This is a genomic window from Flavobacterium zhairuonense (assembly GCF_004352915.1).
GTDB classification, from domain to species: domain Bacteria; phylum Bacteroidota; class Bacteroidia; order Flavobacteriales; family Flavobacteriaceae; genus Flavobacterium; species Flavobacterium zhairuonense.
The window spans coordinates 1-25,601 of record NZ_SJSY01000067.1; the positions used below are offsets into that span (position 1 = coordinate 1).

Annotated in this window: 23 protein-coding genes and 1 tRNA gene; 6 read left to right on the forward strand and 18 right to left on the reverse strand. The window is 34.0% G+C overall.

The genetic code is table 11. From position 1 onward, the window contains the following. Positions 1-36: 36 nt before the first annotated feature. Positions 37-111, reverse strand: a tRNA-Pro gene (locus EYY60_RS04970). Between the two features lie 255 nt (positions 112-366). On the opposite strand from EYY60_RS04970, the gene trxB reads away from it, so the two are divergent. Beyond that, positions 367-1,314, forward strand: a complete 948-nt coding sequence (gene trxB / locus EYY60_RS04975) for a thioredoxin-disulfide reductase (RefSeq protein WP_132988291.1) — start codon at positions 367-369, stop codon at positions 1,312-1,314. Between the two features lie 159 nt (positions 1,315-1,473). Here the strand turns inward: trxB and EYY60_RS04980 are convergent, their stop codons facing one another. The 5 genes from EYY60_RS04980 to EYY60_RS05000 all read right to left on the reverse strand — a co-directional run bounded on the left by EYY60_RS04980 (position 1,474) and on the right by EYY60_RS05000 (position 5,760). After that, the gene (locus EYY60_RS04980) at positions 1,474-2,307 is read right to left on the reverse strand and encodes a GIN domain-containing protein (RefSeq protein WP_132988292.1); all 834 of its coding nucleotides are present in this window, start codon (positions 2,305-2,307) and stop codon (positions 1,474-1,476) included. Positions 2,308-2,391: 84 nt separating this feature from the next. Beyond that, positions 2,392-3,126 carry a head GIN domain-containing protein gene (locus tag EYY60_RS04985; protein ID WP_132988293.1) on the reverse strand — a complete coding sequence of 245 codons (735 nt, stop codon included), beginning with the start codon at positions 3,124-3,126 and terminating at the stop codon, positions 2,392-2,394. A 14-nt stretch (positions 3,127-3,140) separates the two neighbouring features. Further along, on the reverse strand, positions 3,141-4,871 hold the full coding sequence (locus EYY60_RS04990; RefSeq protein WP_132988294.1) for a PspC domain-containing protein: 1,731 nt from the start codon (positions 4,869-4,871) through the stop codon (positions 3,141-3,143). A 3-nt stretch (positions 4,872-4,874) separates the two neighbouring features. After that, a complete protein-coding gene (locus EYY60_RS04995; RefSeq protein ID WP_017498072.1) occupies positions 4,875-5,207 on the reverse strand; it encodes a PadR family transcriptional regulator in 333 nt (110 codons plus the stop codon). Positions 5,208-5,304: 97 nt separating this feature from the next. Next, positions 5,305-5,760 (reverse strand): DUF4870 domain-containing protein, encoded by a 456-nt coding sequence (locus EYY60_RS05000; protein WP_162847849.1) that lies wholly within the window; start codon positions 5,758-5,760, stop codon positions 5,305-5,307. 254 nt (positions 5,761-6,014) lie between these two features. Here EYY60_RS05000 and EYY60_RS05005 point away from each other — a divergent pair, with 254 nt between their 5' ends. Beyond that, entirely contained in the window at positions 6,015-6,467 is a 453-nt protein-coding gene (locus EYY60_RS05005) for a DUF4442 domain-containing protein (RefSeq protein ID WP_026727702.1), read from the forward strand. A 155-nt stretch (positions 6,468-6,622) separates the two neighbouring features. On the opposite strand, the gene EYY60_RS22250 is transcribed toward EYY60_RS05005, so the two are convergent. The 11 genes from EYY60_RS22250 to EYY60_RS05055 form a co-directional block, all read right to left on the reverse strand. After that, positions 6,623-6,784 carry a hypothetical protein gene (locus tag EYY60_RS22250; protein WP_162847850.1) on the reverse strand — a complete coding sequence of 54 codons (162 nt, stop codon included), beginning with the start codon at positions 6,782-6,784 and terminating at the stop codon, positions 6,623-6,625. 126 nt (positions 6,785-6,910) lie between these two features. Beyond that, entirely contained in the window at positions 6,911-7,594 is a 684-nt protein-coding gene (locus tag EYY60_RS05010; protein ID WP_132988296.1) for a hypothetical protein, read from the reverse strand. Positions 7,595-7,597: 3 nt separating this feature from the next. Further along, on the reverse strand, positions 7,598-7,918 hold the full coding sequence (locus EYY60_RS05015; protein WP_132988297.1) for a hypothetical protein: 321 nt from the start codon (positions 7,916-7,918) through the stop codon (positions 7,598-7,600). A gap of 56 nt (positions 7,919-7,974) precedes the next feature. Further along, complete coding sequence (locus EYY60_RS05020; RefSeq protein ID WP_132988298.1) at positions 7,975-8,640, reverse strand: hypothetical protein; 666 nt, start codon at positions 8,638-8,640, stop codon at positions 7,975-7,977. A gap of 3 nt (positions 8,641-8,643) precedes the next feature. Continuing rightward, positions 8,644-9,066, reverse strand: a complete 423-nt coding sequence (locus EYY60_RS05025) for a hypothetical protein (protein ID WP_132988299.1) — start codon at positions 9,064-9,066, stop codon at positions 8,644-8,646. A 94-nt stretch (positions 9,067-9,160) separates the two neighbouring features. Then, on the reverse strand, positions 9,161-11,404 hold the full coding sequence (locus EYY60_RS05030; RefSeq protein WP_235832291.1) for a multicopper oxidase family protein: 2,244 nt from the start codon (positions 11,402-11,404) through the stop codon (positions 9,161-9,163). A 200-nt stretch (positions 11,405-11,604) separates the two neighbouring features. After that, complete coding sequence (locus tag EYY60_RS05035) at positions 11,605-14,133, reverse strand: heavy metal translocating P-type ATPase (RefSeq protein WP_132988300.1); 2,529 nt, start codon at positions 14,131-14,133, stop codon at positions 11,605-11,607. Positions 14,134-14,367: 234 nt separating this feature from the next. Further along, a complete protein-coding gene (locus EYY60_RS05040; RefSeq protein WP_132988301.1) occupies positions 14,368-14,928 on the reverse strand; it encodes a helix-turn-helix domain-containing protein in 561 nt (186 codons plus the stop codon). Positions 14,929-14,930: 2 nt separating this feature from the next. Next, positions 14,931-15,458, reverse strand: a complete 528-nt coding sequence (locus EYY60_RS05045) for a DUF3347 domain-containing protein (RefSeq protein WP_132988302.1) — start codon at positions 15,456-15,458, stop codon at positions 14,931-14,933. A 97-nt stretch (positions 15,459-15,555) separates the two neighbouring features. Continuing rightward, the gene (locus EYY60_RS05050; RefSeq protein WP_235832292.1) at positions 15,556-15,912 is read right to left on the reverse strand and encodes a hypothetical protein; all 357 of its coding nucleotides are present in this window, start codon (positions 15,910-15,912) and stop codon (positions 15,556-15,558) included. A gap of 70 nt (positions 15,913-15,982) precedes the next feature. Then, entirely contained in the window at positions 15,983-16,816 is an 834-nt protein-coding gene (locus tag EYY60_RS05055; RefSeq protein ID WP_132988303.1) for an AraC family transcriptional regulator, read from the reverse strand. Between the two features lie 105 nt (positions 16,817-16,921). On the opposite strand from EYY60_RS05055, the gene EYY60_RS05060 reads away from it, so the two are divergent. From EYY60_RS05060 to EYY60_RS05075, 4 genes are all read left to right on the forward strand, one after another. Then, positions 16,922-18,088, forward strand: coding sequence for an MFS transporter (locus tag EYY60_RS05060; RefSeq protein WP_132988304.1), 1,167 nt, complete (start codon positions 16,922-16,924; stop codon positions 18,086-18,088). A 548-nt stretch (positions 18,089-18,636) separates the two neighbouring features. Continuing rightward, positions 18,637-21,864 carry a SusC/RagA family TonB-linked outer membrane protein gene (locus EYY60_RS05065; protein WP_132988305.1) on the forward strand — a complete coding sequence of 1,076 codons (3,228 nt, stop codon included), beginning with the start codon at positions 18,637-18,639 and terminating at the stop codon, positions 21,862-21,864. Between the two features lie 20 nt (positions 21,865-21,884). After that, positions 21,885-23,675 carry a RagB/SusD family nutrient uptake outer membrane protein gene (locus EYY60_RS05070; protein ID WP_132988306.1) on the forward strand — a complete coding sequence of 597 codons (1,791 nt, stop codon included), beginning with the start codon at positions 21,885-21,887 and terminating at the stop codon, positions 23,673-23,675. Between the two features lie 27 nt (positions 23,676-23,702). Next, positions 23,703-25,286 carry a DUF5123 domain-containing protein gene (locus EYY60_RS05075; protein ID WP_132988307.1) on the forward strand — a complete coding sequence of 528 codons (1,584 nt, stop codon included), beginning with the start codon at positions 23,703-23,705 and terminating at the stop codon, positions 25,284-25,286. Between the two features lie 71 nt (positions 25,287-25,357). Here EYY60_RS05075 and EYY60_RS05080 read toward each other — a convergent pair whose 3' ends face one another. Beyond that, the gene (locus EYY60_RS05080; RefSeq protein ID WP_132988308.1) at positions 25,358-25,558 is read right to left on the reverse strand and encodes a hypothetical protein; all 201 of its coding nucleotides are present in this window, start codon (positions 25,556-25,558) and stop codon (positions 25,358-25,360) included. Positions 25,559-25,601: the final 43 nt, after the last annotated feature.

Here is a 25,601-nt window from a genome sequence, read left to right on the forward strand (position 1 = left end):
AAAAAAAAGTCTTTCCAAAAAATGAAAAGACTTTTGTCGGGGTGGCAGGATTCGAACCTGCGGCCTCCTGCTCCCAAAGCAGGCGCGATAACCGGGCTACGCTACACCCCGTAGCATTTGCTTATTGATCGTTACTGTGGTCTTCCCGCCTAGAGCGGGACACGATAACCGGGCTACGCTACACCCCGATGATGTATTTTGTTGTAGTGCCCGAAAGCGGATGCAAAGATATAAATAAATTTCGTTTACAAAAGGAAAAAATGAAAATAAATAAAACTTATTTGAACATAGTTATTTCGGATTTATTTTAGCCTGTATTTTTTATAATAAAGTTTACATTTGCATCACAAAAAAACGATACACATTATGTCAGATACAATCGAAAAAATTAAATGCCTTATTATAGGTTCTGGCCCTGCAGGTTATACTGCAGCTATTTACGCAGCCAGAGCAAACATGAATCCGGTTTTATATCAAGGAATGCAACCTGGCGGTCAATTGACTACAACTAACGAAGTAGAAAATTTTCCAGGTTATGTTGACGGTGTTACAGGGCCAGAAATGATGATTCAGTTGCAAGAACAAGCAAAACGCTTTGGTGCTGATATTCGTGATGGCTGGGCTACAAAAGTTGATTTTTCAGGAGATATTCATAAAGTTTGGATTAACGATACAATCGAATTACACTGTGAAACTGTTATTATTTCAACAGGTGCTTCGGCTAAATATTTAGGATTGCCTTCAGAACAGCATTATTTAAATATGGGTGGAGGAGTTTCTGCTTGTGCTGTTTGTGACGGATTTTTCTATAGAAATCAAGAAGTTGTAATTGTTGGAGCAGGAGATTCTGCTTGTGAAGAAGCGCATTACTTGTCTAAACTTTGTAAAAAAGTAACGATGTTGGTAAGAAGCGAAAAATTCAGAGCTTCAAAAATCATGGAAGAACGCGTTCGTAAAACTGAAAATATCGAGATCTTAATGAATCACGATACAGTTGAAGTAGTGGGAGACAATCAAGTAGTTCATGCCATTAAAGCATTAAACAAAACTACGGGAGAGGTTATCGAGATTCCAGCAACTGGATTCTTCGTAGCAATTGGTCATAAGCCAAACACAGACATCTTCAAAGATTATATCACTCTTGATGAAACAGGTTATATCGTAAATACTCCTGGAACATCAAATACAAATGTTGCTGGTGTATTCGTAGCAGGAGATGCTGCAGATCACGTTTATCGTCAGGCAATTACTGCTGCAGGTACAGGATGTATGGCTGCGCTTGATGCTGAAAGATATTTGGCTTCAAAAGAATAAGTTTTCTTTGTTTCAAGTTTCAGGTTTCAAGTTGTTGGAATCTTTAAAACTAAACCATAAAAAAATCCCCGTCTAAATTCTAGACGGGGATTTTCTTTTTTATAATTGGCGTTCATATTTTCAACCTGAAACTTGAAACAAAGAAAACCTGAAACAAAATTATTTCATTTTCTTAAACAATTTAGCTTCTTCAGAAAAACGTGTCAATTGGATTGTTGGGCTTCCAAATAATGAAAGTTCTGCTTTATCTCCAACAGCGATTGAAATAGCGGTTTCTGCCAGGATGGTTCCGGTAGAATAGCTTTCTGCAATAACACTAGCATCTTTCAGAGTGAATTTTGTTCCAGTGAAAACGGAATTGTTATCCAAGCGAATAGTTGCTTTTTCAGCAATTCCTTCAATAGTCGCAGTTCCTTTTTGGTATAAATCACATTTAAATTTAATTGCAGAAACCAATGATTTTAATGCTGAATTTTTACTTAACTGAATATTTGCCTCGTCTGCTTTCAGGTTTATTTCAGATTTTGATTTGTCATCTGAAATTAAACTGAATTTTTTTGCATTTACATTTAAATATAGTTTTGAGTAATCAACACTATTAAAAGTAATGTCGTCTAGTTTAAGTTCTTGAATAGCATAAATAACGGCTTCATTTTTTGCAATTACTTTATTTAGTGTTCCAGTGTAAGTAACACGCACCGCAAGTTTTTTAAAAATAGTGCTTTCTTTTGAAGTATATAAGCGAAGGGTTCTTTCTCTTAAATCCATCGCAACAATTTCATGTAGATTGTCGTCGGCTTCAATCTTGATTTCGTTTTTTTCTCCTCTTTCTAGGTAAACTTCTAAATTGTCGTCTACTTCAAGTCCGTCAAAACTTCCAACTTCTTTTACAGATGTCGTAACTATTTTAGTTCCTTTAATTTTTTCTCTTCGTTGTGCAAAAGTTAATGTTGTAACTAATAGGAACAAAATCAGGGCAATATTTTTTTTCATTATTCTAGATTTGATTTTGACAAATATAAAAAAATCATCCACTTTTGATGAATGATTTCTTTTATATTTAACAGATAAATTCGTTTATCCTTGGCTGATGCTTCCTCCAGAATTTGAAGATTTTTCAACCGTTTTCGGATTTGAATCGTAGTTGATGGTTCCACCGCTTGATGCTTCTGCTTTTAAGCTTACAATTGGGTGTACATTTACGCTACCTCCACTTGATGCTTCTGCGTGAACTTCATTTGCTAATAATTTTTCAGCATTGATATTAGATCCGCTTGATGCCGAAGTTTTGATTTTCAATGCTTTTCCTTCAAGAGAAATTGTGCTTCCGCTTCCAGAATCAGCAGAAATATTATCAGATTCTACATTGACATTCATTGAAGCGGCACTTGAAGCTTCCAGATCAATACTTTCTGCTTGAATTATATTTTTGCTTTGAATAGATGATGCACTAGAAGCTTCTAGTTTGTCAATAACAGGCATTTTTACTGTTACTTTTTTAGCAGTTACATTTCTGAATGAGCTGAATTTGCATTTGATTATCAATGTTCCATTTTCAACCTTTGTAATAATGTCTTTCTGGATATTATCATCAGCTTCCACTACAATTTCAGTTGAATCAGATTGTACGATTACTAAATCGATCGCATTGCTTACAGATACATTTTTGAAATCTCCCTGAACAATTCTTTTCTCAGTTGTTACATTTCCGCTTCCTTCAACTGAATTCAAATTAAAGTTGCAAGAAGCAAACAATAATGCGGTAACAGCTGCAATAATAAATTTTGTAATATGAATGATTATTTTGATCATGGCTTGTGGTATTACTAGTTGATTTTAATTATAACTCCGTTTTTATCTTTAACTAACTTTCCTGTGGTTTTTTTTCCGTTTAAGATTTCCTTTCCGTTAACTTTAATCGAAACTTCCTTTACAGTGTCATTTTCAGTAGTGTTTTCGTCACTATCATAATCTCCATCATTATATTCGTTCTCTTCTGCAGGGCAGTTTAAACATTTTATTTTTGAACCTTCAACTTTGTAGTTGTAATCGCCGCTAAAGTGCAAGTTGAAAAAATCATTTTCAGAACGATCGTAATCTTGTACTGAAGCGTCTGGCTTAAACAATTGCCCTTCCGGCAAGTACAAATATACATCAACTTCTTGTCCTCTGAATTTATTTTTTGCATCTGTCAGAAAATAATTATCCAAAATTAAATGATTTCCTTTGATTTCTAAATTGTAAGTAATCTTTTCTGCTCTTTGTTTTGCACTTGAAAATGAATTTCCTCTTGCACTTTTCTCGATTTGCAGATATGCAGTTGCGTTGTCAGTGTGAAGAACGTGCAAACGAACATCATTTGAATAAATCAAGTTATTGTTTGCAGAATCTTGCACAAAAGTGAATTCATGATGATGACCTAAATCTTTTGCGTAATAATCGTTGTACCTGAATTTTACATAAAGCGTATCTTTTGGCAAGATGTTAAGTGTTTTTTTCTCAACCGATTTATTGTCATAAGATATTTCAGTCGCTTGTTTGATTCCGATACTGATGGCAATCGCAATCGCAATAATCCAAATGGCAAGCAAAGTGTATTTTGTAATGTTTCCGATTGATTTAAGGTTTGGAGACAACAATTTAAATCCTAATAAAGTAAGGAAGAAAAACGGAATCCCAACTGCAAAAAGCATCAATAAACCGAAAGACCAAATAGGATATTCTGTAAAGTTTCCTGCTTCAATAAAATTCTGCCAAGGGAAATCAATAAAAACATTTGTTCCTAAAGTGAATACACCAATTAACAATAATATCAAAGTGGTGATTCCTGCCATTATCAAGATTACGCCCAAAAACTTAGCGAAGATTTTAAAAACCGTCATGATAAAGTCTCCAAATGAACTACTTATTCTCTCAGCTTCCGACTTTACCTGGTTTCCCATTTTGTCATAATCTGCATTTTTGAATTTTTCAGATAATGAGTCAATTTCTTCACGAACTTTTTTTTCGATGTTCGAAATCGTCACCGGCTCTCCAGTCATTTCAAGTTTTTCTGAAGTTGTTACCGCCTCAGGAGTAACAATCCAAAGTACAAAGTAAGCTAAGATTCCAGTTCCAAAACCTGCGAAAACAAAGATTAAGAAAAGGATTTTGATCCAAACTGCATCAACTCCAAAATAGTGTCCTAAACCTGTTGCAACTCCACCAATCATACCTTTTTCTTTATCACGGTATAATTTTTTGTGTTGTCTTGCGCCATAATTATTGAAAGATTGATTTTGACTTTCTTCATCTTCAATTCGGTAATCTTCAGGTTGGCCCATCACCGCAATCACTTCGTCAACGTCTTTTAAACCAACAACATGTTTTTCGCTTTTTTGTTTTTCTGTTAATAATTCAGAAACGCGCATTTCGATATCTTTAATGATTTCATCTTGTCCAGACGAATTGTTAAGTGATCGTTTTATAGCGTCAAAATAGCGTGTCAATTTTAAATATGCATCTTCATCGATGTGAAAAAACATACCGCCTAAGTTAATATTTACTGTTTTGTTCATGACTTATTGATTTTGATTGGTGATTAGTTTTACGGCGTCAGATAATTCTGTCCAAGTGCCGCTAAGTTCGTTTAAAAAAGTTTGTCCTATCTCGGTTAATCCATAATATTTTCGTGGCGGCCCTGAGGTCGATTCTTCCCAGCGATAATTTAGTAAACCGTCATTTTTCAATCTAGTTAACAACGGGTAAACGGTTCCTTCTACAACTAGTAATTTTGCGTTTTTTAAAGTGTCTAGTATTTCAGATGTATATGCGTCTTTTTCTTTTAGTACTGATAAGATGCAAAACTCAAGAACACCTTTGCGCATCTGTGCTTTTGTGTTTTCAATGTTCATAATTTCATTTTGTTTTTTTTTGATTGAACAATTCGTTTTTTGATTGATGATGATGATTGATGATTGATTGTGTCTATAACCTTTAACCGATTTTAGATTACTTTAAAAAAGGAATCGTGAGCGGATATTTGTATAATTCTCCGTTTGAAGCTTTTATTGAAGCATAAATCACTAAAAAGAATTCAACAAATTTTAAAACTCCAAAAAGTAAAACCGCAGTTGCTCCAATACTTAATAAGGCAATATTTCCTTGAAAGTTGAAATTTCTGATTACGAAATCTTCGTCATTAAAAACAGCTTCCATAGGAATGTTTTGCAAAACTACTGATACGAAAATCGGAATTGCGATTAAAGCTAAAATCAAAGTGTAAAGCAATAAACTCAATTGAAAATTCAAAGTCTGTTTTCCATGGTGATTTACAAATTCTGATTTGTCTTTGTAGCTCGACCAAAAAATGATTGGGAAAATATAGTTCCCAAATGGAATAATGTACTGACTTAATGTACTTAAATGCGTAAATGCCGCAGTGTTTCTTTCTGATGTTGTTTCCATGATGAGTGGTGTTGTTGTTTCCATGATTAAAAGTATATAGTAATTTCTTATGCAAATATATGGCTAAAAAACAGTATCTTGTTTTGCATAGTACCAAATATTAACAAAATTTTAACAAGTTTAAAATTTGTAGGAGAGTGGTAATTTGTTGAAAATCATTCGGAATGCTTGATTTTATTGGCGTTTATCGAAAGCACATCAAATTTATTGTGCGCGCATAGTTTTTTTGTATTTTTACATAAAAAAATAAATCTATGGCAGTTTCAGTTTCCAAACTCAACAAATTTGTATTATTCAAATTACCATCAGCATACTTTTGCGGGGTGCGTGTAAAAGCTATCGACAAAGACAGCTGTATTGTTTCTGTTAAGCATCGATGGATTAATCAGAATCCGTTTAACTCTATGTATTTTGCTGTTCAAGCGATGGCGGCAGAGTTGACAACAGGAGCTTTGGTTATTTCTCAAATTCAGGAGAGTGGCCGAAAAATTTCAATGTTAGTAGCCAACAACAAAGGAAACTTCACTAAAAAAGCAACGGGAAGAATCACATTTGTTTGTAACGACGGGCATTTGATTGCTGAAGCGATTCAAAGAACCATTGAAACTGGAGAAGGACAAACTTTCTGGATGAAATCTATTGGAACAAATGAAGAAGGTGTTCAGGTTTCAGAAATGGATTTTGAATGGAGTGTTCGTTTAAAATAATTTTTTAGGTTGCCACGAATTTCACGAATTTACGCGAATTCATTTTTACTAATAAAAAAATTAGTGCCAATTTGTGAAATTAGTGGCAAAAACAAACCATAAAAAAAAGGCCTTAAATATTTTTTGAGGCCTTTTTCTTGAAATATAATTTCAGCTTATTTTTTAACGCAACAAGATTTTTTGTCTTTTTTATCTGTTGATGTTTTTTTGCAGCAAGATTCTTTTTTTGCTTTATCTTTTGTGGTTGGTTTTGTTTCTTGAGCATTTACGCCAATTGCAAACAAAGCAACGGTAACGATTGTAATAACTTTTGTCATTTTAATTTAATTTATTTTTGTTAGAGAATTGTAATTGGTAATCAAATATAGCGACATTTCTTAAGGTTGATTCTTACAATTTTGTTAATGTTTTGTCAATAATGATTTAACAAAAAACAACATTATTTAAAAACCATAAACAATTTTTCGCTCTTTGTACTTCCCTTTTTCTATAACCCAGGCAATTTCATATCCGCCAGCTCCATCGCTATTGCTGGATGTGATATATAAGATGTCGTTCTTTTTGTCGTAATTAATTTTAGTGCTATAAAGACTAGGCTCGAACAAATCATCAAAAGAATTTTTAGGAAGTTCAATAGCCTTATTTTCAATCACTACAGTTATGCTTTTATAAGTCTTTTTTGGAATTCCTCCATCAGTTCCCCAAAAATCTTTTCCGTTAATCTTTTTAAGTATAGATTTGTCCTTCTCAAGAAAGGTTAATTTTGCTGAATTTGATTCAAAATTTTTGCTTTCAATAGTAATATCGAGACCATCTTTCTTAAAAACAACTTGAGATTGAGTTTCTTTAACTAATGGAATAGTTATAAATTCAGATAAATATTGAACACGATCTTTATATAAATAGCCATTTCTGTTTTTATTGTTTTTGGAATAATCAATATTGATCCAATTATTTTTGGGTTCGAAACAATACACAAGAAAGCCGTTGTTCAATTTGTCTGAAATATTATTTCCTTTTGAAGCTTCAGTTCTAATATTTACAGATCCATCCTTATCTTTTATAACTGCAAATTGAGCAAAGGCATTATTAAAATAGAAAACTAGTAGAATAGAAATTACTTTCATTTTTTATTCATTACTGCGATTATACGATCTCTTAATTAAATATTGAACAAGAATAATAACCACTATAATTATGGCGATCAAGATTTCTAAACCTATTAATCCAACAAAGGGCATTCCGCAGTGGATTTGTCCGTTTGATTCTGCTCGCAGTTTGTTTGAAAGCAATTTAAATGCAATGATGAAGGATATAAATTGAGAAAGAAAGGTAATTAAACAGACTTTAAAAAAAGTTAGTTTTATGCTTTCGGCGATCGCTTTTCTTCCAAATATAATTTGAAAAATCATTGGCAAAGCCAGTAATAAAAGGAAAAGAGTTTGGTTCATAAAGGTTAATTCAATTGGTTTTTTTGATGTTTTTTGTCATTCCAAAGCTGATGCCATTATGCAATCCACCCGTCTTCTATTTTATCAATAACCCATTTATTGTTTACTTTTTTAATATAAATGCGATAACCATAGCTGCACATGTCTCCACATTCAATTCCTGCTGTGAGAATGCCATATTTTTTTTCATTATCAAATTGAATTCTGCTCAGGACGAGAACTCCACGTATAGAATAACAGCAGTTATTGTAAATTTTAACTTCGTTTCTACGATATATTTTAGAAACATAATGAAGCTTAAAAGCTTGATATGAATCTAATCGTTTTCTGTCAAACTTATAATCAAGTGTGTCTAAAATATTGTTTTCTGATAGTACAGCATCTTTAAAGTGCTCTTGAAGTTCTTTGGAATTATCTCTTACAACCGTTTTATCCAAAAAAACAAGATCAACTGGAAATTTCTTTTTTTTAAATTCTGCCAATTCTTTATTGAATCGCTTGTTTGATTCATTACGGCGATTCAATTTATATTCTGACGGATCTATTCCTGGCGGTGCAGGCGGGACATAAGTTAGCTCAGCATTCACCCACACAGAATCTATTAAAGCGGGATAAATTTCATACATTACATTTTTTTCAAATTGTAAATCAGCTTCTCTATTATTACAGCTTGTTAAGATTATTCCAGAAACAAAAAGTAGGACAAAATAGATTTTTCTCATATTTTATTGGAAAAAATTTTCATCAATTTTGATATTTAGGGATTTCATAATTATGCCTTTGTAGTTGTCTTTCAATAAACTATTTATCGCTTCTTGGGATTTATAAACAATCTTATAATTATCGTTTTCAATTTCGATGCTTTTGATTGATTTTGTAATTTCTGCTATATTTTCATCGTTCCATCTTCCTCTTCCAAAATAAATATGTCCTTGTTTTTCTTCTGGGTTATGAGGAATTAATTTAAAAACAATTGAATCTCCTTTTTTCATCTCATCCAATTGATCGTTTTTCACTTGCGGATTTATTATCAATTTTACTTTGACATTACTTTCTCCTTTATTAGTAAACAAAATACCCTGTGATGGATCACAGCTTGTTAAAGTTATTCCAAGGATTAGGAGAAGCAAAAAAGATGTTTTCCTCATGATTATTGATTTTAAGAAAACTAAGATAAAATTTATTTCATTACTTAGAATTCTTTTCAATGAACTTAAATCACTTATATGGTGAAAAATTAAATTAATAATTCAAATTAACCCCAAAACCAATTCCCATATCGCTATCATAATGCGTTGTGATTCCGAAGTTTCTGGCAACAATGTATTTCAATCCGGCCATGTATTCTTTATCAGTATTCCACATTAAATTCATTCGGAGTCTTTGAGATAACGGAATATCTTTTCGTTCAAATTGTACTCTTATATTTCCGTCTGTGTAAACCTCAACTTGTGCTTTTATGAGCATTGGCAATGTATACTCAGCTCCTAAACTGAAAACAGAACGATTGTCTTTGGTGTTCTTCTGTCCGAAAAGATTTTGTTCCTGTTCGTCCATTCCCATTTTTCGGTAGCGCCAGTCAAAACCGATAAAAGGCATTAACCACTGATTTTTTCCGATATATCTACCAATATGAGTTTCCGTTTCATAACCGTGTTTGTCATTATAACCCAATCTCCATTCAGTTCCAATGCTCCAACGTGTGTTGCTGAACATTGCTTCACCATCATTTCCGTTGGTTGCAAAATCATTTTCAGCCATAAAATGAAACATACGATCGTCCATTTTCAGCATTTTAAAAGCCATTTCAGGATGATGTATCAACGGATTTGGTGCCGAATTTTCGTAAGTAAAAATTCTTCCCATTCCAGCCATCATGTGGTATAAAATATGACAATGAAAAAACCAGTCACCATCCGCATTTGCTTGAAACTCGATTGTATCGGTTTCCATTGGCATAATATCAATGACATTTTTCAATGGAGAATAATCGCCATGTTCGTTCAGAATTCTAAAATCATGTCCGTGTAAATGCATCGGATGGCGCATCATCGAACCGTTGTATAAAACAATACGAACGTTTTCTCCTTTTTTAATTAAGATTTTATCAGTTTCAGAAACCACTTTATTATCCAAACTCCAAACATAACGATTCATATTTCCAGAAAGTGTGAAACGCAATTCCTTAACAGGCGCATCTTTTGGAAGATTAGTTTTAAAAGGAGATTTCAGCATTCCGTAATTCAAAGTCACAATTTCTGAAGTTTCAGTGCTGTCACTTTCCATTTTCATGCCTTCCATATTATGATTTGAATGATCCATTTTTGGTTTTGAATTTTCATCTTCACCCGAAATTTCAGGATACATTACAGCATTCATGTCCATTTTGTTCAAAGACATATTCATGCCCATATCGTTCATGTCGCCGTTCATTTTCATCATGTCGTTCATCATTTTCATCCCTTCAAAATATTTTAATTTTGAAAGATGATGAACAGGCTGTTTCTCTCCACTTCCTAAAAATAAAGACGCAGATCCCGTTCTGTCTTCGGCTGTAGCCAAAAAGGCAAAAGATTTAGGATCTTCGGGAATCGTAACTACAACGTCGTAAGTTTCAGAAACTGCGATAATCAAACGATCCACTTCTACAGGATCAACATCATTTCCGTCGCTAGCCACCACCGTGATTTTTCCTCCGCCATAAGTCAGCCAGAAATAACTCGAAGCGCCTCCATTGGCAATTCGTAAGCGGACTTTTGAACCAGGTTTAAGGTCTGAAAACTGCTGTTCGTTTTTTCCATTGATGAGAAATTTTTCATAATAAACATCGCTGACATCCATTGCGTTCATTCGTTTCCATTCGTTGGTCACTTTGGTCGAAAAATGTCCTTGTTTTACAGCTTCGGCATAACTTTGAGTCGTTCCTTTTTTTATTGCAAACCAATCGTTGGCATTGTGCAACATTCGCTGAATATTCTCGGGTTTTAAGTCTGACCATTCACTTAAAATAACTGGAATTGTTGGCAAATCGTCGATTCCCTTTCTAATAGTCGGATCGTCTTTTTTCTTATTGATGATGAAAAGTCCGTACAAACCAATTTGTTCTTGAAGTCCCGAATGACTATGATACCAATACGTTCCATTCTGAATGATTGGAAATGTATATTTGTGAGTTGTTCCAGGCTCAATTGGCATTTGCGTTAAATAGGGAACTCCGTCTTCTTTATTAGGAAGAAATAATCCATGCCAGTGCATTGAAGTACTTTCCTTTTTTAATTCGTTATGCACATAAATTTCTGCAATATCGCCTTCGGTAAAAGTCAGCGTAGGCATTGGAATTTGTCCATTAACTGAAATTGCACGTTTTTCTTTACCCGAAAAATTGACAATCGTATCACGAACATGCAAATCGTAACGCACTACTTTTTGAGCCTTTAGTTGAAAAGCAATTAAAAAAAGGATAAGGATATATTTGATCTTAATCATAAATTATAATTTTAAATCGTTGGTCTACATTGAACACAATTTATTTTTAACACATAGAGACATAGATTTTTTTGTCTAAAAAAAAAGAGAATAAAAGAAACTAGTTTCCACACATAGCTATGTGTATTGATGTAAGTGAAACGCCTTTACGCGCAATGCAAAACTATGTTTCTATGTGTTTAAAATAATTTCATTCCAACTTATAGTTTTAAATTTCTCAATCGCAAAGCGTTTACGATTACGGATACAGAACTTAAACTCATTGCCACCGCAGCCAACATTGGTGAAAGCAAAATTCCTAAAAACGGATATAAAATTCCAGCTGCAATTGGAACACCTAAAGTATTGTATATAAAAGCAAAAAATAAATTCTGTTTGATATTTGACATCACAGCATGGCTGAGGTTTTTGGCTTTTACGATTCCATTTAAATCGCCTTTTACCAAAGTGATTTTAGCACTTTCAATCGCGACGTCAGTTCCTGTTCCCATTGCAATTCCAATGTTGGATTGAGCCAAAGCAGGCGCATCATTGATTCCGTCTCCAGCCATTGCAATGATTTTTCCTTGTGCTTGAAGACGTTGAATTTCTTTTAATTTATCTTCTGGAAGACAATCTGCTTTGAAAGAGCTTAAATGCAAATGTTCTGCAACGGCTTTTGCAGTATTATGGTTGTCTCCTGTCATCATGATAACCTCAACCCCTTGAGCGATTAATTCTTTAATGGCTTTCGCGCTGTTTTCTTTGATGGCATCGGTAATGGCTACGAAACCTAAAACGCTTTTTTCAATGGCGATGTACGAAATAGTTTTTCCTAAATTCTGTTCAGAAATTACTTTTTGTTCTAAATCATTAGAAACAGAAGCACCAATTTCATCCATTAATTTTTTATTTCCTAAAGCAACACGTATGTTTTCTATAGTTCCTAAAACTCCTTTTCCTGCAATAGTTTCAAAACCTTGAACTTCTTTTAATGAACTATTTTTTGCTTTCGCGAAATTGACCACGGCTTGCGCCAAAGGATGTTCACTATGCTGATTTAGAGAAGCAATGTTTTGAAGCAGAAAATCTTCGTCATTATTTATGGCATAGATTTTTTCTACGGATGGTTTTCCTTCAGTTATCGTTCCTGTTTTGTCTGTAATTAAAACATCAATTTTATTCATGTTTTCCAACGCTTCGGCATTTTTAATCAGGATTCCGTTTTGAGCACCTTTTCCAACACCAACCATAACCGACATCGGAGTTGCGAGCCCAAGTGCACAAGGGCAGGCAATAATTAAAACAGCAATCGCATTAATTAATCCGTAAACGTAAGCGGGTTCTGGACCAAATTTTGCCCAGACAAAAAAGGTTACAATCGAAATGATAACTACAGTCGGTACAAAATACTTAGAAACGCGATCGGCTAATTTCTGAATTGGAGCACGAGATCTGCTCGCATCATTTACCATTTGGATAATCTGCGAAAGCATCGTTTCTGAACCCACTTTTTCGGCAATCATCACAAATGATTTTGTTCCGTTTATAGTTCCAGAAATTACGGCATCGCCTCTTTTTTTGTCTACCGGAATTGGTTCTCCCGTTATCATCGATTCATCGATACTGCTTTCACCAGAAGTTATTTTTCCGTCAACTGGAATTTTTTCTCCTGGTTTTACACGAAGTAAATCACCTTTTTTGATATTGTGAATAGAGATTACTTTGTCTACTCCGTTCTCAACCAAAGTCGCTTCTGTTGGTGCTAATTTTAATAATTCTTTTATTGCTCCGTTGGTTTGCCCGTGTGCTTTAGCTTCTAATAGTTGTCCCAATAAAACTAAAGTGATAATTACCGTTGCAGCTTCAAAATACAAATGAATCGTTCCGTGATGCGATTTGAATTCGGATGGAAAAATATCAGGAAAAAACATTCCGACAATACTAAATAGGAAAGCGACACTTGTCCCGATTCCGATTAAAGTAAACATGTTTAAATTCCAAGTCACGATTGATTTGTAAGCGCGAACGAAAAACATCCATCCCGAATAAAACATAACCGGAATCGAAAATAAAAGCTGAACCCAATTCCATTTTTCAATAGACATTATATTATAAAGCGGATTATTCGGAATCATTTCTGACATGGAAATAATGAAAATAGGAAGCGTAAATAAAATCGCAATTTTCATTTTCTTCAGTAAATCAGTATAGGTTTTGTTTTCTTCGCTTTCGGAGGCTTGCATAGGAACTAAATCCATTCCGCAGATCGGACAATCGCCTGGTTCGTTTGAAACGATTTCAGGATGCATCGGGCAAGTAAATTGTGTTGCTGTGATGGCAACTTGCGGAACTAAATCCATTCCGCAAACTGGGCAATCTCCAGGTTTGTTGTAGGTTTTGTTGCCTTCGCAATGCATTGGACAATAATAAACGCCATTTGCACTGTGTTGATGTACTTTTTTAGTTTCTGTTTTATGATGATCGTGATGTTCTTTTTTATGGCCAGAACAGCAAGATTTAGTTTCTCCATGATTTTTAGGAGAATCCATTTCAATAGTATAATTTCCGACAGCAGATAAAACTTCTTGAAATTTTTCTGTCGGCACATGCTTCTCCATTGTTATGGTAGCTGTTGGAGGATTTAAAGTTACTTCTGCCTGAACGCCTTCAACTTCATTTAAAGTTTTCTCAACTTTGGTTCGACATCCGTTGCAAGACATTCCTGAAATTATATATTGATGAGTCATTGTATTGGTTTTTAAGTATTACAATGCAAATTTCCGAAGTACAATTTACAACGATTTGTATAATTTTGAGAATGATTTGCAAGATTTACTAAATACTTTTTTTTTAACGCAAAGAGCGCAAGGATTTTTTGATATGCTGGGTTTTATAAAAAACGCAAAGTTCGCAAAGCTTTGTCTTAAAACATCTTTGCGAACCTTGCGTAAACCTTTGCGCTCTTTGCGGTTAAGCTATAACTACAAATTCTCGATCTGAATACGTTTATTATCTTTCAATTGTTTGAAATAAGTAGGAGTGTAGCCCGTAATTTTCTTGAATTGATTGCTTAAATGGGCTACGTTGCTGTAGTTGAGAATATCGGCAATTTCGCTTAACGAAAGTTCATTATAAATTAGCAATTCCTTTACTTTTTCAATTTTCTGACTGATGAAATACTTTTCGATTGTGGTGTTTTCAATTTCAGAAAACAAGTTGCTCAACGAATTATAATCCTGATTAAGGTTTTCTGCTAGATATTCCGATAAATTGATTTTTAGATCATTGTTCTTGTGATGAACCAAATCGACAATCAGGTTTTTTATTTTCTCAACGGTTTTTGTTTTTTTATCATCGAGAAGATCAAAACCTAAAGATTGCAGGTTTTTCAGCAAAACTTCTTTTTTGTCTTCACTGATTTCTTCTTTCAATTCGACTTCACCAAGTTCGACAGAAATAGTTTGAAGTCCGAGTTTTTCAAACTCAGACTTCACAACCATTTTGCATCTCGCACACACCATGTTTTTGATGTAGAGCTTCATATTTATTTGATCGTTTCTACCACGTTACCGCACGTTAGCATTGATGAACCGTAATAAGGGTTTTTAACTGCTTTTTCTTTGCTTAACCAATCAGCATCAGCCATTGGGCAATATTGTTTGTAGATTGGTTCTGTCGGACTAGAGACTTTTATCAAATCGTAAGTGCTTTTAGACAACGTTTTGAAAGTTTCTCTTTGTTTTTTAAGATCGGTTGTAGCTGAAATGCTTTTCGCATCGGCAGTTAGTTTTTTTACTACTTTCATCCAAACCGTATGTTCGTTGCTTTTTAGTTTGTCCATTTTTACCGCTGTAATGGCAGTCAGTAAATCTTTGGCTTTCGCCGAAGTCAATTTGCTGTCACTTTTGATAAGCGCATCTTTAACTGTAAAATAAGCATCGTAAACTGATTGTAATTGAGAATCGGCAATTTCAATCGCTGTTAATTCAGGATTATTGGTTTTTGCATGAATTGTATTTGTGCTAAATAATACTGTAAATGCCGTTGCTAAAGCTATGATTGATTTTTTCATTGTATATAATATTTGGTAAAGGAATTTATTTCCTTTAAAATTAATTAAAAAAGTTGATTTCAAAAAGACCCAATATGGGCTGTCATAAATGCAATAATTATATTTTCGGCTTCAGCCAAATGGAAGTAAATCCAGAAGAAATAGTAGCATTACTGTAAGATGAAATTCTGTTTTTTAAAGAAAAATTGAAAACATCTTTTTGCAAATCAAAATTATTCGAAGTTAAAAGAATATTTAATGTTGAGGTATTACAGCCCGAATGACTGCATTTTCCATCACAATTATGTTTTTCTTCTTTTGAGTTCTTCTTTTCACAGCATTTTTTTGAACAGCTGTTTTCTTCTTTAGGAGCAATTTCTTTAGAGTTTCCAGTATGGCATGCATAAGTATAACCTGGATTCAAAAAGAAACTCAGCGTTAAAAAAAACATTATTATGTGGATTTTCTTTTTCAAAGAAATTGTTTTTAGTAGCACAAATTTAGCTAAAAATGTTCGAGGAAATTACTTTTTAAGATTTCCCTAACTACAGTTTTTTAAAATCGGTTGGTTTCATGTTTTTTCTTTTTTTGAAATAATTGGTCAAATGGCTTTCATCTGTAAAACCAAATTCGTACGCAATTTGCTTAATTGGTAATTGATTATTGTGAAACCTTTTTTCAATTAAAGTGGTTCTCAAATTATGAATATATTCTCTATAACTAACTCCGAATGTCCTTTTAAAATAAGCACTAAAATACGTTTGAGCAATATTAAAATGATCCGCAATAACTTTTACTTGAACCAATTTCGGCTGATAAATATTCTGATGAATGTAATTGGCGATTTGTTCATTGTCGAGATGAGTCGATTTCATCTGCAAATTCATTCCTCGTATAGTTTCTTTTATTAAACCAAAAATGGAAAGAATTTGGTAAAAAACAATTGGAGAAGAAGTCACATCTATATATTGATCATATTTTAAGATGTTTTCAACAGTGTTTTTTAAGATTGTCTTGCATGGTTCATCGAATTTCAGAACAGTTTCTTTCAAAATTTTATCTCTCATGAAACTTTCCGGAGTATTCACAAGGAATTCATCACAAGTCAGATTCTGCTTGGAATTAAAATAGTTATCAGTGAATTTAATGTAAACAAAGCGCGTTTTTTTCTTGATATCGAAATAATGCTCATCTTCAGGAGAAATCACAAACAGGTCGCCCGCTTTATAAGAAAGCAGATTATTGTTGAGGTGATGAACGCCGTTTCCTTTTTTGATATAGATAATTTCATAGTACGTGTGCGTGTGCGGTGGCAAATGAAATTTCTCGTCTTCAAATTCGTGAATCACTAAAGTTTCAAACTGATTTAATTTAGGCATAACTTATATTTACAAGTTTATGTTGTAAATATACAATTTTTTTGAAGGTTAACGGTGTTAAATTTGCATCGTAGAAAACACATATTCCTTTCTGCTAAAATCAAAATGAAAAAAAGTCTTATTGCCTTGTCTTTAGGAGGCTTAACCATAGGAATAACCGAATTTGTAATGATGGGGTTGCTTCCTGATATTGCTTCAGATATGAAAGTTTCCATTCCGGTTGCGGGATATTTAATTTCATCATATGCGCTAGGCGTTGTTATTGGTGCACCTTTATTAGTAATTGCGGGAAGAAATTATCCGCCTAAAAAAATGCTTTTGATATTAGCATTCATGCTTACCGTTTTTAACGCACTTTCAATTGTTGCACCTAATTATAATTTCTTGTTTGCTTCAAGATTTCTTTCTGGATTACCTCATGGTGCATTCTTTGGAGTAGGAGCGGTAGTGGCAAGCCGTTTGGCAGATAAAGGAAAAGAAGCGCAGGCAATTTCTATAATGTTTGCTGGTTTGACAATTGCCAATTTAATAGGTGTGCCAATTGGTACCTATATAGGACACCATTTTATTTGGCGTTATACCTTTATATTAATTGCTTTTGTTGGTTTGCTGACTTTCTTGTTTATTTCGTTGTGGATGCCGAAATTGGAGAAAACCGGTGATGTAAATATGAAAACGCAATTGCAGTTTTTCAAAAAGACAGAAGCTTGGCTAATCATTGGAATCACTGCAATTGGTTTTGGAGGATTGTTTGCATGGATCAGTTACATTGCTCCTTTATTAATTAATATTTCTAAATTTTCGCCAGAAGATGTGTCTTCGATCTTAATCTTAGCGGGATTAGGAATGGTTGTCGGGAATTTTCTGGGAGGGAAATTAGCTGATAAATATTCACCAGCTCCAACCGTACTTGCATTATTGTTCGTAATGGTTCTTGATTTGTTGATGGTTTATTTTTTCTCTTTCAATCAATACATTTCGTTATTTCTAACATTTTTGACAGGAGCAATTTCTTTCTCCGTTATTGCGCCAATCCAAATGCTAATGATAAAAACAGCTAAAGATGCTGAAATGATTGCATCGGCTGCGCTTCAAGGAAGTTTTAATATTGGAAATGCTTTGGGAGCTTTTCTTGGCGGACTTCCTTTGGCAGCAGGTTATGACTTTGCTTCTCCAAATCTTATTGGTATTGCGATGGCCATGACGGGAATGATAATTACATTTACTTTAATGCAAAAACACAAAGCAAATTTGCAATTGCAGCGCGCTTAAAAAGCAGATACATTTTTTGAATGCCCTTAAACTTAATTGTTTAAGGGCATTTTTTTTGGATTTATTTTTAAAGTCAGGAAATAGCTTTAAAGGGTATTGTAGGAATTACTTGGGTTTTTTAATTGCCGCGAGGTCTTTTGTTTTTAATCTTCTTCAAAAATTGATTGAATAATTTTTTTTCATGTAATCGATTGTTTTTTTGATAAAAACGAAAGAAATTAATATTTGGCAATAATATAATTGGCATTTATTCATAATATAAATTGCATATGTGGTATAAAAAAGTGCTTTTATTTTTGATATGTAATTTTTTTTAGCAAATTTTTATGAAAATTAATTTTTTATATAAAAAAAATATCTATGTTTGTGTAATCGATTACATGATTTGATTTTTGTTGATTGCAACTTATTTTTAAAAAGCGAAATCGATTGAAAAACCTTGCCGTTATTGAGTTTATTTAAAATTTAGAACGGCAAAAACATCAAAAATTAGAATTTCAAAACCACATAAATTACCATTAACCAATTAATAACTTAAACAATAAACCATGAACTTTAGAGAATTATTAAACAAAGGAGCAAACTATTGCTCTGTACTTGTTTTCTTATTGTGCTTGCTTATGAGTAGTCAGGTAAATGCACAGACTACAACTATAGAAGGAACAGTTAAGGACGCTGCCGGACTTACTTTGCCGGGAGTAAATGTGCTTGAAAAAGGAACGAAAAACGGGGTTTCTACTGATTTTGACGGACGTTATAAGATCAAATTGACTAATCCTAAAGCTGTTTTGACTTTTTCTTTTATCGGATTTGGAACTAAAGAAGTTGCTGTTGCAGGAAAAACCAAAGCCGATGTAGTTCTAACAGAAGATTCTAATAACTTGAATGAGGTTGTTGTAATTGGATATGGAACTTCAAAGAAATCTGATTTGACTGGTGCAGTTGCGACATTTTCTGGAAACGAGGTACGCAAAATTCCGGTTCCTAACGTTGCAGAAGCTTTAACCGGACGTATTGCCGGAGTATCGGTAACTTCTTCTGAAGGTTCGCCAGATTCGAATATTCAAGTTAGAATTCGTGGAAACGGGTCTTTAAGCCAAGATGCATCTCCATTATATATTGTTGATGGATTTCCGGTAAACAGCCTTAATGATATTTCTGCTTCTGATATTGAAACTATGACCGTTCTGAAAGATGCGTCATCTACAGCAATCTACGGTTCTAGAGGAGCTTATGGAGTTATTATTGTTACTACGAAAAAAGGTAAAGATGGTAAAATTGCAGTAAACTTTAATATGTTCTACGGAATGAAACAGATGACAAATACGATTCCTGTTACATCTCCTGAAGATTATGTGAAATGGCAATACGAGTATGCATTACTTGATCAAACAGATAAAACTATTTTGAGTAATCCAAGTTCTTACACAAAGTATTTTGGAAACTGGCAAGATTATGACCAATACAAAGGAATGAAAGGAAACGATTGGCAAAAACAAGTATTTGGACGTACAGGCGAAGTTCAAAGCCGTGACTTGTCTATTCGTGGTGGATCTGATAAAATCAACTATAATTTCAACTATGCGCATTACGATGAAAAAGCAATTATGTTGGGGTCAGATTTCAACAGAAACAACTTATCTCTTGCCTTAAACAGTAAAGCTTCTGATAAAGTTGATTTAAGTTTTACAGTTCGTTATTCGGATACAGAAATTAATGGTGCTGGTATGAACGAGCAAAATGAGGTTTCGTCTGCCGATTCTCGTTTAAAAAATATTGTTGGATATGCTCCAATTCCGGTTCCAGGTTTGACTACTGATGATACAGATGAAGCTGTTGCAGCAAATTTAACACACCCTTTTGTGGCTATTACAGATAATAACCGTCAACAGTTCAGAAAAAACTTCAATACATTAGGAAGTTTTTCTTGGAAATTGACTCAAGATTTGGTTTTTAAATCTGAGTTAGGTTTAGACAACTATAATTATCAAGATTACCGTTTCTACGGACGTACAACTTATTATGTAAAAAATAATCCAGCAGCAGAAAGACAAAATATGCCTGCGATGATTATGATGGACAGAAAAGATACTCGTTTTAGAAATGCGAATACTTTAAATTATGATTTGAAAAAATTAGTTGGTGAAAATCATAATTTGAAATTCCTTTTAGGAGAAGAAAGTATCAATTATCAAAGAAATGATCTTACAAGTACAATTCAAGGTTATCCATTATCTTTTGAATTAGATGAAGCGAAAAAATTAACTTCTCAAGGTACACCGATTTCAGTTGATAATTTTTATTATCCAGATGACAAACTGCTTTCTTTCTTTGGACGTGCAAATTATGACTATAAAGACAAATATCTTCTTACAGCGACTTACCGTGCCGATGGATCTAGCAAATTCTTAGGCAGCAATAAATGGGGATTCTTCCCAGCAGCAGCAGCAGCTTGGAAAATTTCTGGAGAAGAATTTATGAAAGATGCTTCATGGATCAATTTGCTTAAATTAAGAGTGAGTTATGGAGAAGCTGGAAACAATAATATTCCGACAGGACAAATGGTTCAAAGCTTCATTTCTTCTACATCTACTTGGATTAATGGTGTTGATAATTTCTGGGCAGCTTCTAAAACAATGGCTAACCCAGATTTAAAATGGGAAACTACAGTTACACAAAATATCGGTTTAGATTTTGACTTGTTCAAAAATAAAGTAACAGGATCTGTAGAGGTTTATAAAAATAAAACAAAAGATTTATTAATGCTTTTCCCGATCTCTGGAGGTTATGATAATCAATACAGAAATATGGGTGAAATTCAAAACAGTGGAGTTGAGGCAACTTTGAATCTTAATCTTATTGAAAGAGAAAAGTATGGTGTAAGTGTATCTTTCAATGCCGCATTTAATACTAATAAAATCAACTCACTTGGAGTAATGAACAACTTTACTGCATCATCTGGGTGGGCATCTTCATCAATTACAGGGGATTATTTAGTTAACGTTGGACAGCCATTAGGTATCATGTATGGATATAAAAGCGATGGACGTTATGAAGTAAGCGACTTTGATTACGCTGCGGGAGCTTATACTTTAAAAAGCGGCGTGCCAGACGGTTCAACAGTAGTTGGTAAAATGCAACCAGGTGCTATGAAATTAAAAGATATTGATGGTGACGGAAAAGTAAATGCAAATGATTTGACTGTTATTGGAAATGCAAATCCAAAAAGCACAGGTGGTATGGTGTTGAATGCAAATGCTTACGGATTCGATCTTTCGGCTGCTTTCAACTGGAGTATTGGAAATGATGTTTACAACGCAAATAAAATTGAATTCGCTTCTTCAATTCCGAATGGGCAATATAGAAATTTAAGCACTGAAATGGCTGACGGAAAAAGATGGACAAATCTTGATCCAAACACAGGACAATTAGTGACAGATCCTACAGCATTGGCAGCTTTAAATGCAAATACTACAATGTGGTCTCCTTACATGCCTCGTTATGTATTTAGTGATTGGGCAGTTGAAGACGGTTCTTTCTTAAGACTTAATACTTTGAGTTTGGGTTATACAACTCCAAATGCTTTGACTTCTGCTTTAGGAGTTTCTAAGTTGAGATTTTATTTTACAGCAAGTAATGTTTTTGTTTGGACTAACTATTCAGGTCCAGATCCAGAATCTTCAACTAGAAGAAGCACGCCTTATACACCGGGAGTTGATTATTCAGCTTACCCGAGAAGCAGACAGTTGATCTTTGGTCTAAACCTTAATTTTTAATTCAGTAAAACTTTCACAAGATGAAACATAAAATATTAATAGCAGGAATATTTGTTGCAAGCCTTTTTGCTTCTTGCTCAGACGATTATTTAGATGCTCCGGCAAAATCAACCTTAGACGAATCGGTTATTTTTTCTAGCCCAGATTTGGCATCAGCAGCAATTGACGGAATCAAAATTCCATTTGCTGAAACCAACTCTTACAGAGGACGTTTTCTTCCTTTTTATGGATTGAACACAGATACAGAATGGTACAACTCTTCACAAACTGTAAGTGATGCTTCTGATTTGTGTACTTATGATGCAAAACCGAATAACTCACAAATGAATACGGCGAATAACTCTTGGGCAATGAGCTATTCAGGTATTGAGCGCGCTAACATTTGTATTCGTGGTTTACGTACTTATGGAAATCCTACTCCGGGATCTCAATTAGGATATTTATTAGGAGAAGCTTTGACTTTGAGAGCAATTTATTATGCTGATTTGGTAAAAGCTTGGGGAGATGTTCCAGGAAGATTTGAGCCATTAAATAATGCAACTATTTATGTTGGAAAAACAAGCAGAGATGAAATTTATAAACAGCTTATTGCTGATCTAGGTGAGGCAGCAACATTAGTTCCTTGGCCAGGTGAAACTAAAGAGACAACTAGTGTGGAAAGAATTAATAAAGCTTTCGTAAAGGCTTTCCGCGCTCGTTTAGCTATGGCAGCAAGCGGTTATCAGCAATATCCTGACGGAATCAGAAGAAGTACAGATCCTGAATTATCAGTTGCAAACATGTATGCATTGGCATTGGCTGAATCGCGTTCGGTTATTGCAAGTGGATCAGCACATTTGGAATCTTCATTTGAAACATTTTGGAAAAAATACAATCAAGAATACTTAGTTGCAGGAGGAGAGTCACTATGGGAGCTTCCTTTCTCAGATGGTAGAGGGCGTATGTTATTTACTTTTGCAGTTCGTCATACAACAAACGACCAGTTCCATGCAAATGGAGCAAACCGCGGAGGAACAGCAGGACCGCTTCCAACTGTTTTTTATGACTATGATCAAAAAGATACAAGAAGAGATGTTACTTGTGTTCCTTATAAATACGGAACTGCTGTAAATAATATTGCGAAACAAGAATTAGGAGCATTAAATACTTGGTATTTCGGGAAATACCGTTATGAGTGGATGACGCGATTTGTTACTTCAACAAATGATGATGGTGTGAATAAAATCTACATGCGTTATGCTGAAGTTTTATTAATTGCTGCAGAAGCTGCAAATGAAATAGAAGGTCCAGCAGCAGCAGCACCATATTTGAAAGCAGTAAGAGCAAGAGCATTTGCCGCAGCTGATCAAGCTGTTAAAGTTGATGGTTATGTGAATGGGTTGACAACAAAAGACGCCATGTTTAAAGCTCTTGTTGATGAAAACAAATATGAGTTTACAGGAGAAATGGAGCGCAAGCAAAATCTTATTCGTTGGAATTTGCTTAAAGCAAAAATGGATGAAGCTAAAGCGAACATGAAAGATTTGTCGACTCGTTCAGGAAAGTATGCTGATGTTCCATCTACTTTATATTATAAATTTAAAGCAGATAACGTAAGCCTTGATATTTATGGTTTAAATCGTGGAGAAACTACAAATCCAGGAACAGGCTATAGCAGTTTTGTTTGGACATGGACTGGCGCAGCTGCAGATACTAAAATCAATACTTTGTATAAACCAGGAGTTAATCCTGATAATAGACAATTCTGGCCAATATGGCAAGTATTCCTAGATGGAAGCAACGGAAAATTGACTAATGATTATGGGTATTAACCTTTGGTAAATTAATAAAGTAAGCGTATGAAAACAAAATATATTATAAAAGGAGCAATTGCGGTATTAGTTCTCGCATTGACTTTTTCTTCTTGTGAAACTTTTCACGATGAAGTAATTGACACGTTGGATGTAAACAGAGCGTTTTCTCCAATAGATCTGAAAGCAACGGTTAGAAATGAGACTTCAGTAGAGTTAAACTGGACCGTAAAACCAGATGCAGATCATTATGTAGTACAATTCAGTGCCGATGATCCTGAGTTTAAAACTATTTATAAAACAATAAATGTTGCACCATCTGAATTGCCAGTAAAGGTGCAGCTTGAAGGAGAAACAGTTTATTCTATTAGAGTAAAAGCAGTAAGTTCAACTGGTTTAGAAGATTCTAAATGGTCGGTTACTACTGCAACAACATTGTCTGAGCAACTTTTTGTTTCCCCAGTACCAGCAACAGATATTGAAGCGACGCAAGTTACTTTAAGATGGCCTGCAAATACAAATGCAACAAGTATTACAGTTGAACCAGGCACTATTACACATACACTTACGGCAGCTGAAAAAGCGGCAGGAGTTGCTGTTGTAACAGGACTTAAAGGAGAGACTGCTTATAATGCTTATTTATGGAATGGAACAAAGAAAAGAGGTGCGGTAACATTTACAACTGGAATTGATATTGGAACCGGTATTTTAGTTAAAGCTGAAGATAATAATTTGATTCAAAAAATTACTGATTCTCCAACTGGTTCTGTTCTTGTGTTAATGCCGGGAGATTATACAGCTCAAACGGGATTAGTAGCTATTAATAAAACAATAACAATTAGAGGTCTTAGAACAGAAAATAAACCAAAGCTAAAACTTAATTTCACTTTAGCTAATAATCCTGCAAACGCAAGTGAAATAGTGAATTTCTCTTTGATTGATGTGGATATGAGCGGAAGTGGTTTGACGGGTGCTGCAATAGCAATAAGCGCCACTGCTCCAACACAATTAGGAGATGTTTTAATAAGTAACTCTTATGTTCATGATTTTCCTTCTCAGTTGATGTATGGAAATGCTACAGCTAAATTAAAATCATTTACTGTTGATGGTAGTACTGTTAAAAATGTAAATACTGCTGGTTCGGCTGATTTTGTTGACTTTAGATCTACTTTTGTTGCAAATGTTTCTTTAACAAAAAGCACATTCGATACTTGTTCATCACGTGATTTCGTTAGGTTAGATGCTGTTCTTCCTGCTAATGGAGGTTTTTCAGGAACAGGTTTAACAAGTAATGTGTTAATTGATCAATGTACAATTTACACTCCTACATTGCCGGCTGCAAGTAGAATTTTGTATCTGCGTTTTGTTTCAAATTTATCAACGGTACGTAACACATTGTTTGCGGTTGGATCTGCAGTTTATACAAACTCAACTGCAACTGCTGCACCTACATTTTTGAATAATAACAATTTCAATTCGCCTAATTTGGCACTAGTAGGAAGTAATAATAGACCAGATGCTTCTGCAACTACTTTAGATCCTCAATTTACAAATGCTGCAGGAGGAGATTTTACAATTGGAAATCAATCAATAAAAGACAAAAAAATTGGAGATCCAAAATGGATTAAATAAATATTTTTATAGTTAGTTTGAAAAGGGATGCAGTAATTAAACTGCATCCCTTTTTTATTTTTGAAGAAGAATTATTCTAATTCGACACAGTCAAAAAGGCCATTGTTTAGAACTAAATTAGTTATTTCGTATTCGCTGTCAATTCGGAGAATATTATCACAATCTTCGAGGTCAAAATTCCATGAAGTTTTAGGCAGCAATTCGTCAAGAAGGGCAGAAGCTTGCTCTAATTTTGTTTGGCTATCAACAGTAGTTTTGAAAACATAAATCATAATTTGCAGTTTTTAATGAGGCAAATTTCTGAAAATGTATTTC

Excerpts from the sequence above, each read along its gene's own strand:
- trxB (WP_132988291.1), top strand. The coding sequence starts at position 367 with ATGTCAGATACAATCGAAAAAATTAAATGCCTTATTATAGGTTCTGGC.
- EYY60_RS05015 (WP_132988297.1), bottom strand. The coding sequence starts at position 7,918 with ATGAACCAAACTCTTTTCCTTTTATTACTGGCTTTGCCAATGATTTTT.
- EYY60_RS05030 (WP_235832291.1), bottom strand. The coding sequence starts at position 11,404 with ATGATTAAGATCAAATATATCCTTATCCTTTTTTTAATTGCTTTTCAA.
- EYY60_RS05020 (WP_132988298.1), bottom strand. The coding sequence starts at position 8,640 with ATGAGAAAAATCTATTTTGTCCTACTTTTTGTTTCTGGAATAATCTTA.
- EYY60_RS05075 (WP_132988307.1), top strand. The coding sequence starts at position 23,703 with ATGAAAACAAAATATATTATAAAAGGAGCAATTGCGGTATTAGTTCTC.
- EYY60_RS04980 (WP_132988292.1), bottom strand. The coding sequence starts at position 2,307 with ATGAAAAAAAATATTGCCCTGATTTTGTTCCTATTAGTTACAACATTA.
- EYY60_RS05065 (WP_132988305.1), top strand. The coding sequence starts at position 18,637 with ATGAACTTTAGAGAATTATTAAACAAAGGAGCAAACTATTGCTCTGTA.
- EYY60_RS05070 (WP_132988306.1), top strand. The coding sequence starts at position 21,885 with ATGAAACATAAAATATTAATAGCAGGAATATTTGTTGCAAGCCTTTTT.
- EYY60_RS04985 (WP_132988293.1), bottom strand. The coding sequence starts at position 3,126 with ATGATCAAAATAATCATTCATATTACAAAATTTATTATTGCAGCTGTT.
- EYY60_RS05080 (WP_132988308.1), bottom strand. The coding sequence starts at position 25,558 with ATGATTTATGTTTTCAAAACTACTGTTGATAGCCAAACAAAATTAGAG.
- EYY60_RS05055 (WP_132988303.1), bottom strand. The coding sequence starts at position 16,816 with ATGCCTAAATTAAATCAGTTTGAAACTTTAGTGATTCACGAATTTGAA.
- EYY60_RS05040 (WP_132988301.1), bottom strand. The coding sequence starts at position 14,928 with ATGAAGCTCTACATCAAAAACATGGTGTGTGCGAGATGCAAAATGGTT.
- EYY60_RS04990 (WP_132988294.1), bottom strand. The coding sequence starts at position 4,871 with ATGAACAAAACAGTAAATATTAACTTAGGCGGTATGTTTTTTCACATC.
- EYY60_RS05060 (WP_132988304.1), top strand. The coding sequence starts at position 16,922 with ATGAAAAAAAGTCTTATTGCCTTGTCTTTAGGAGGCTTAACCATAGGA.
- EYY60_RS05045 (WP_132988302.1), bottom strand. The coding sequence starts at position 15,458 with ATGAAAAAATCAATCATAGCTTTAGCAACGGCATTTACAGTATTATTT.
- EYY60_RS05035 (WP_132988300.1), bottom strand. The coding sequence starts at position 14,133 with ATGACTCATCAATATATAATTTCAGGAATGTCTTGCAACGGATGTCGA.
- EYY60_RS05005 (WP_026727702.1), top strand. The coding sequence starts at position 6,015 with ATGGCAGTTTCAGTTTCCAAACTCAACAAATTTGTATTATTCAAATTA.
- EYY60_RS04995 (WP_017498072.1), bottom strand. The coding sequence starts at position 5,207 with ATGAACATTGAAAACACAAAAGCACAGATGCGCAAAGGTGTTCTTGAG.
- EYY60_RS05025 (WP_132988299.1), bottom strand. The coding sequence starts at position 9,066 with ATGAGGAAAACATCTTTTTTGCTTCTCCTAATCCTTGGAATAACTTTA.
- EYY60_RS22250 (WP_162847850.1), bottom strand. The coding sequence starts at position 6,784 with ATGACAAAAGTTATTACAATCGTTACCGTTGCTTTGTTTGCAATTGGC.
- EYY60_RS05010 (WP_132988296.1), bottom strand. The coding sequence starts at position 7,594 with ATGAAAGTAATTTCTATTCTACTAGTTTTCTATTTTAATAATGCCTTT.
- EYY60_RS05000 (WP_162847849.1), bottom strand. The coding sequence starts at position 5,760 with ATGGAAACAACATCAGAAAGAAACACTGCGGCATTTACGCATTTAAGT.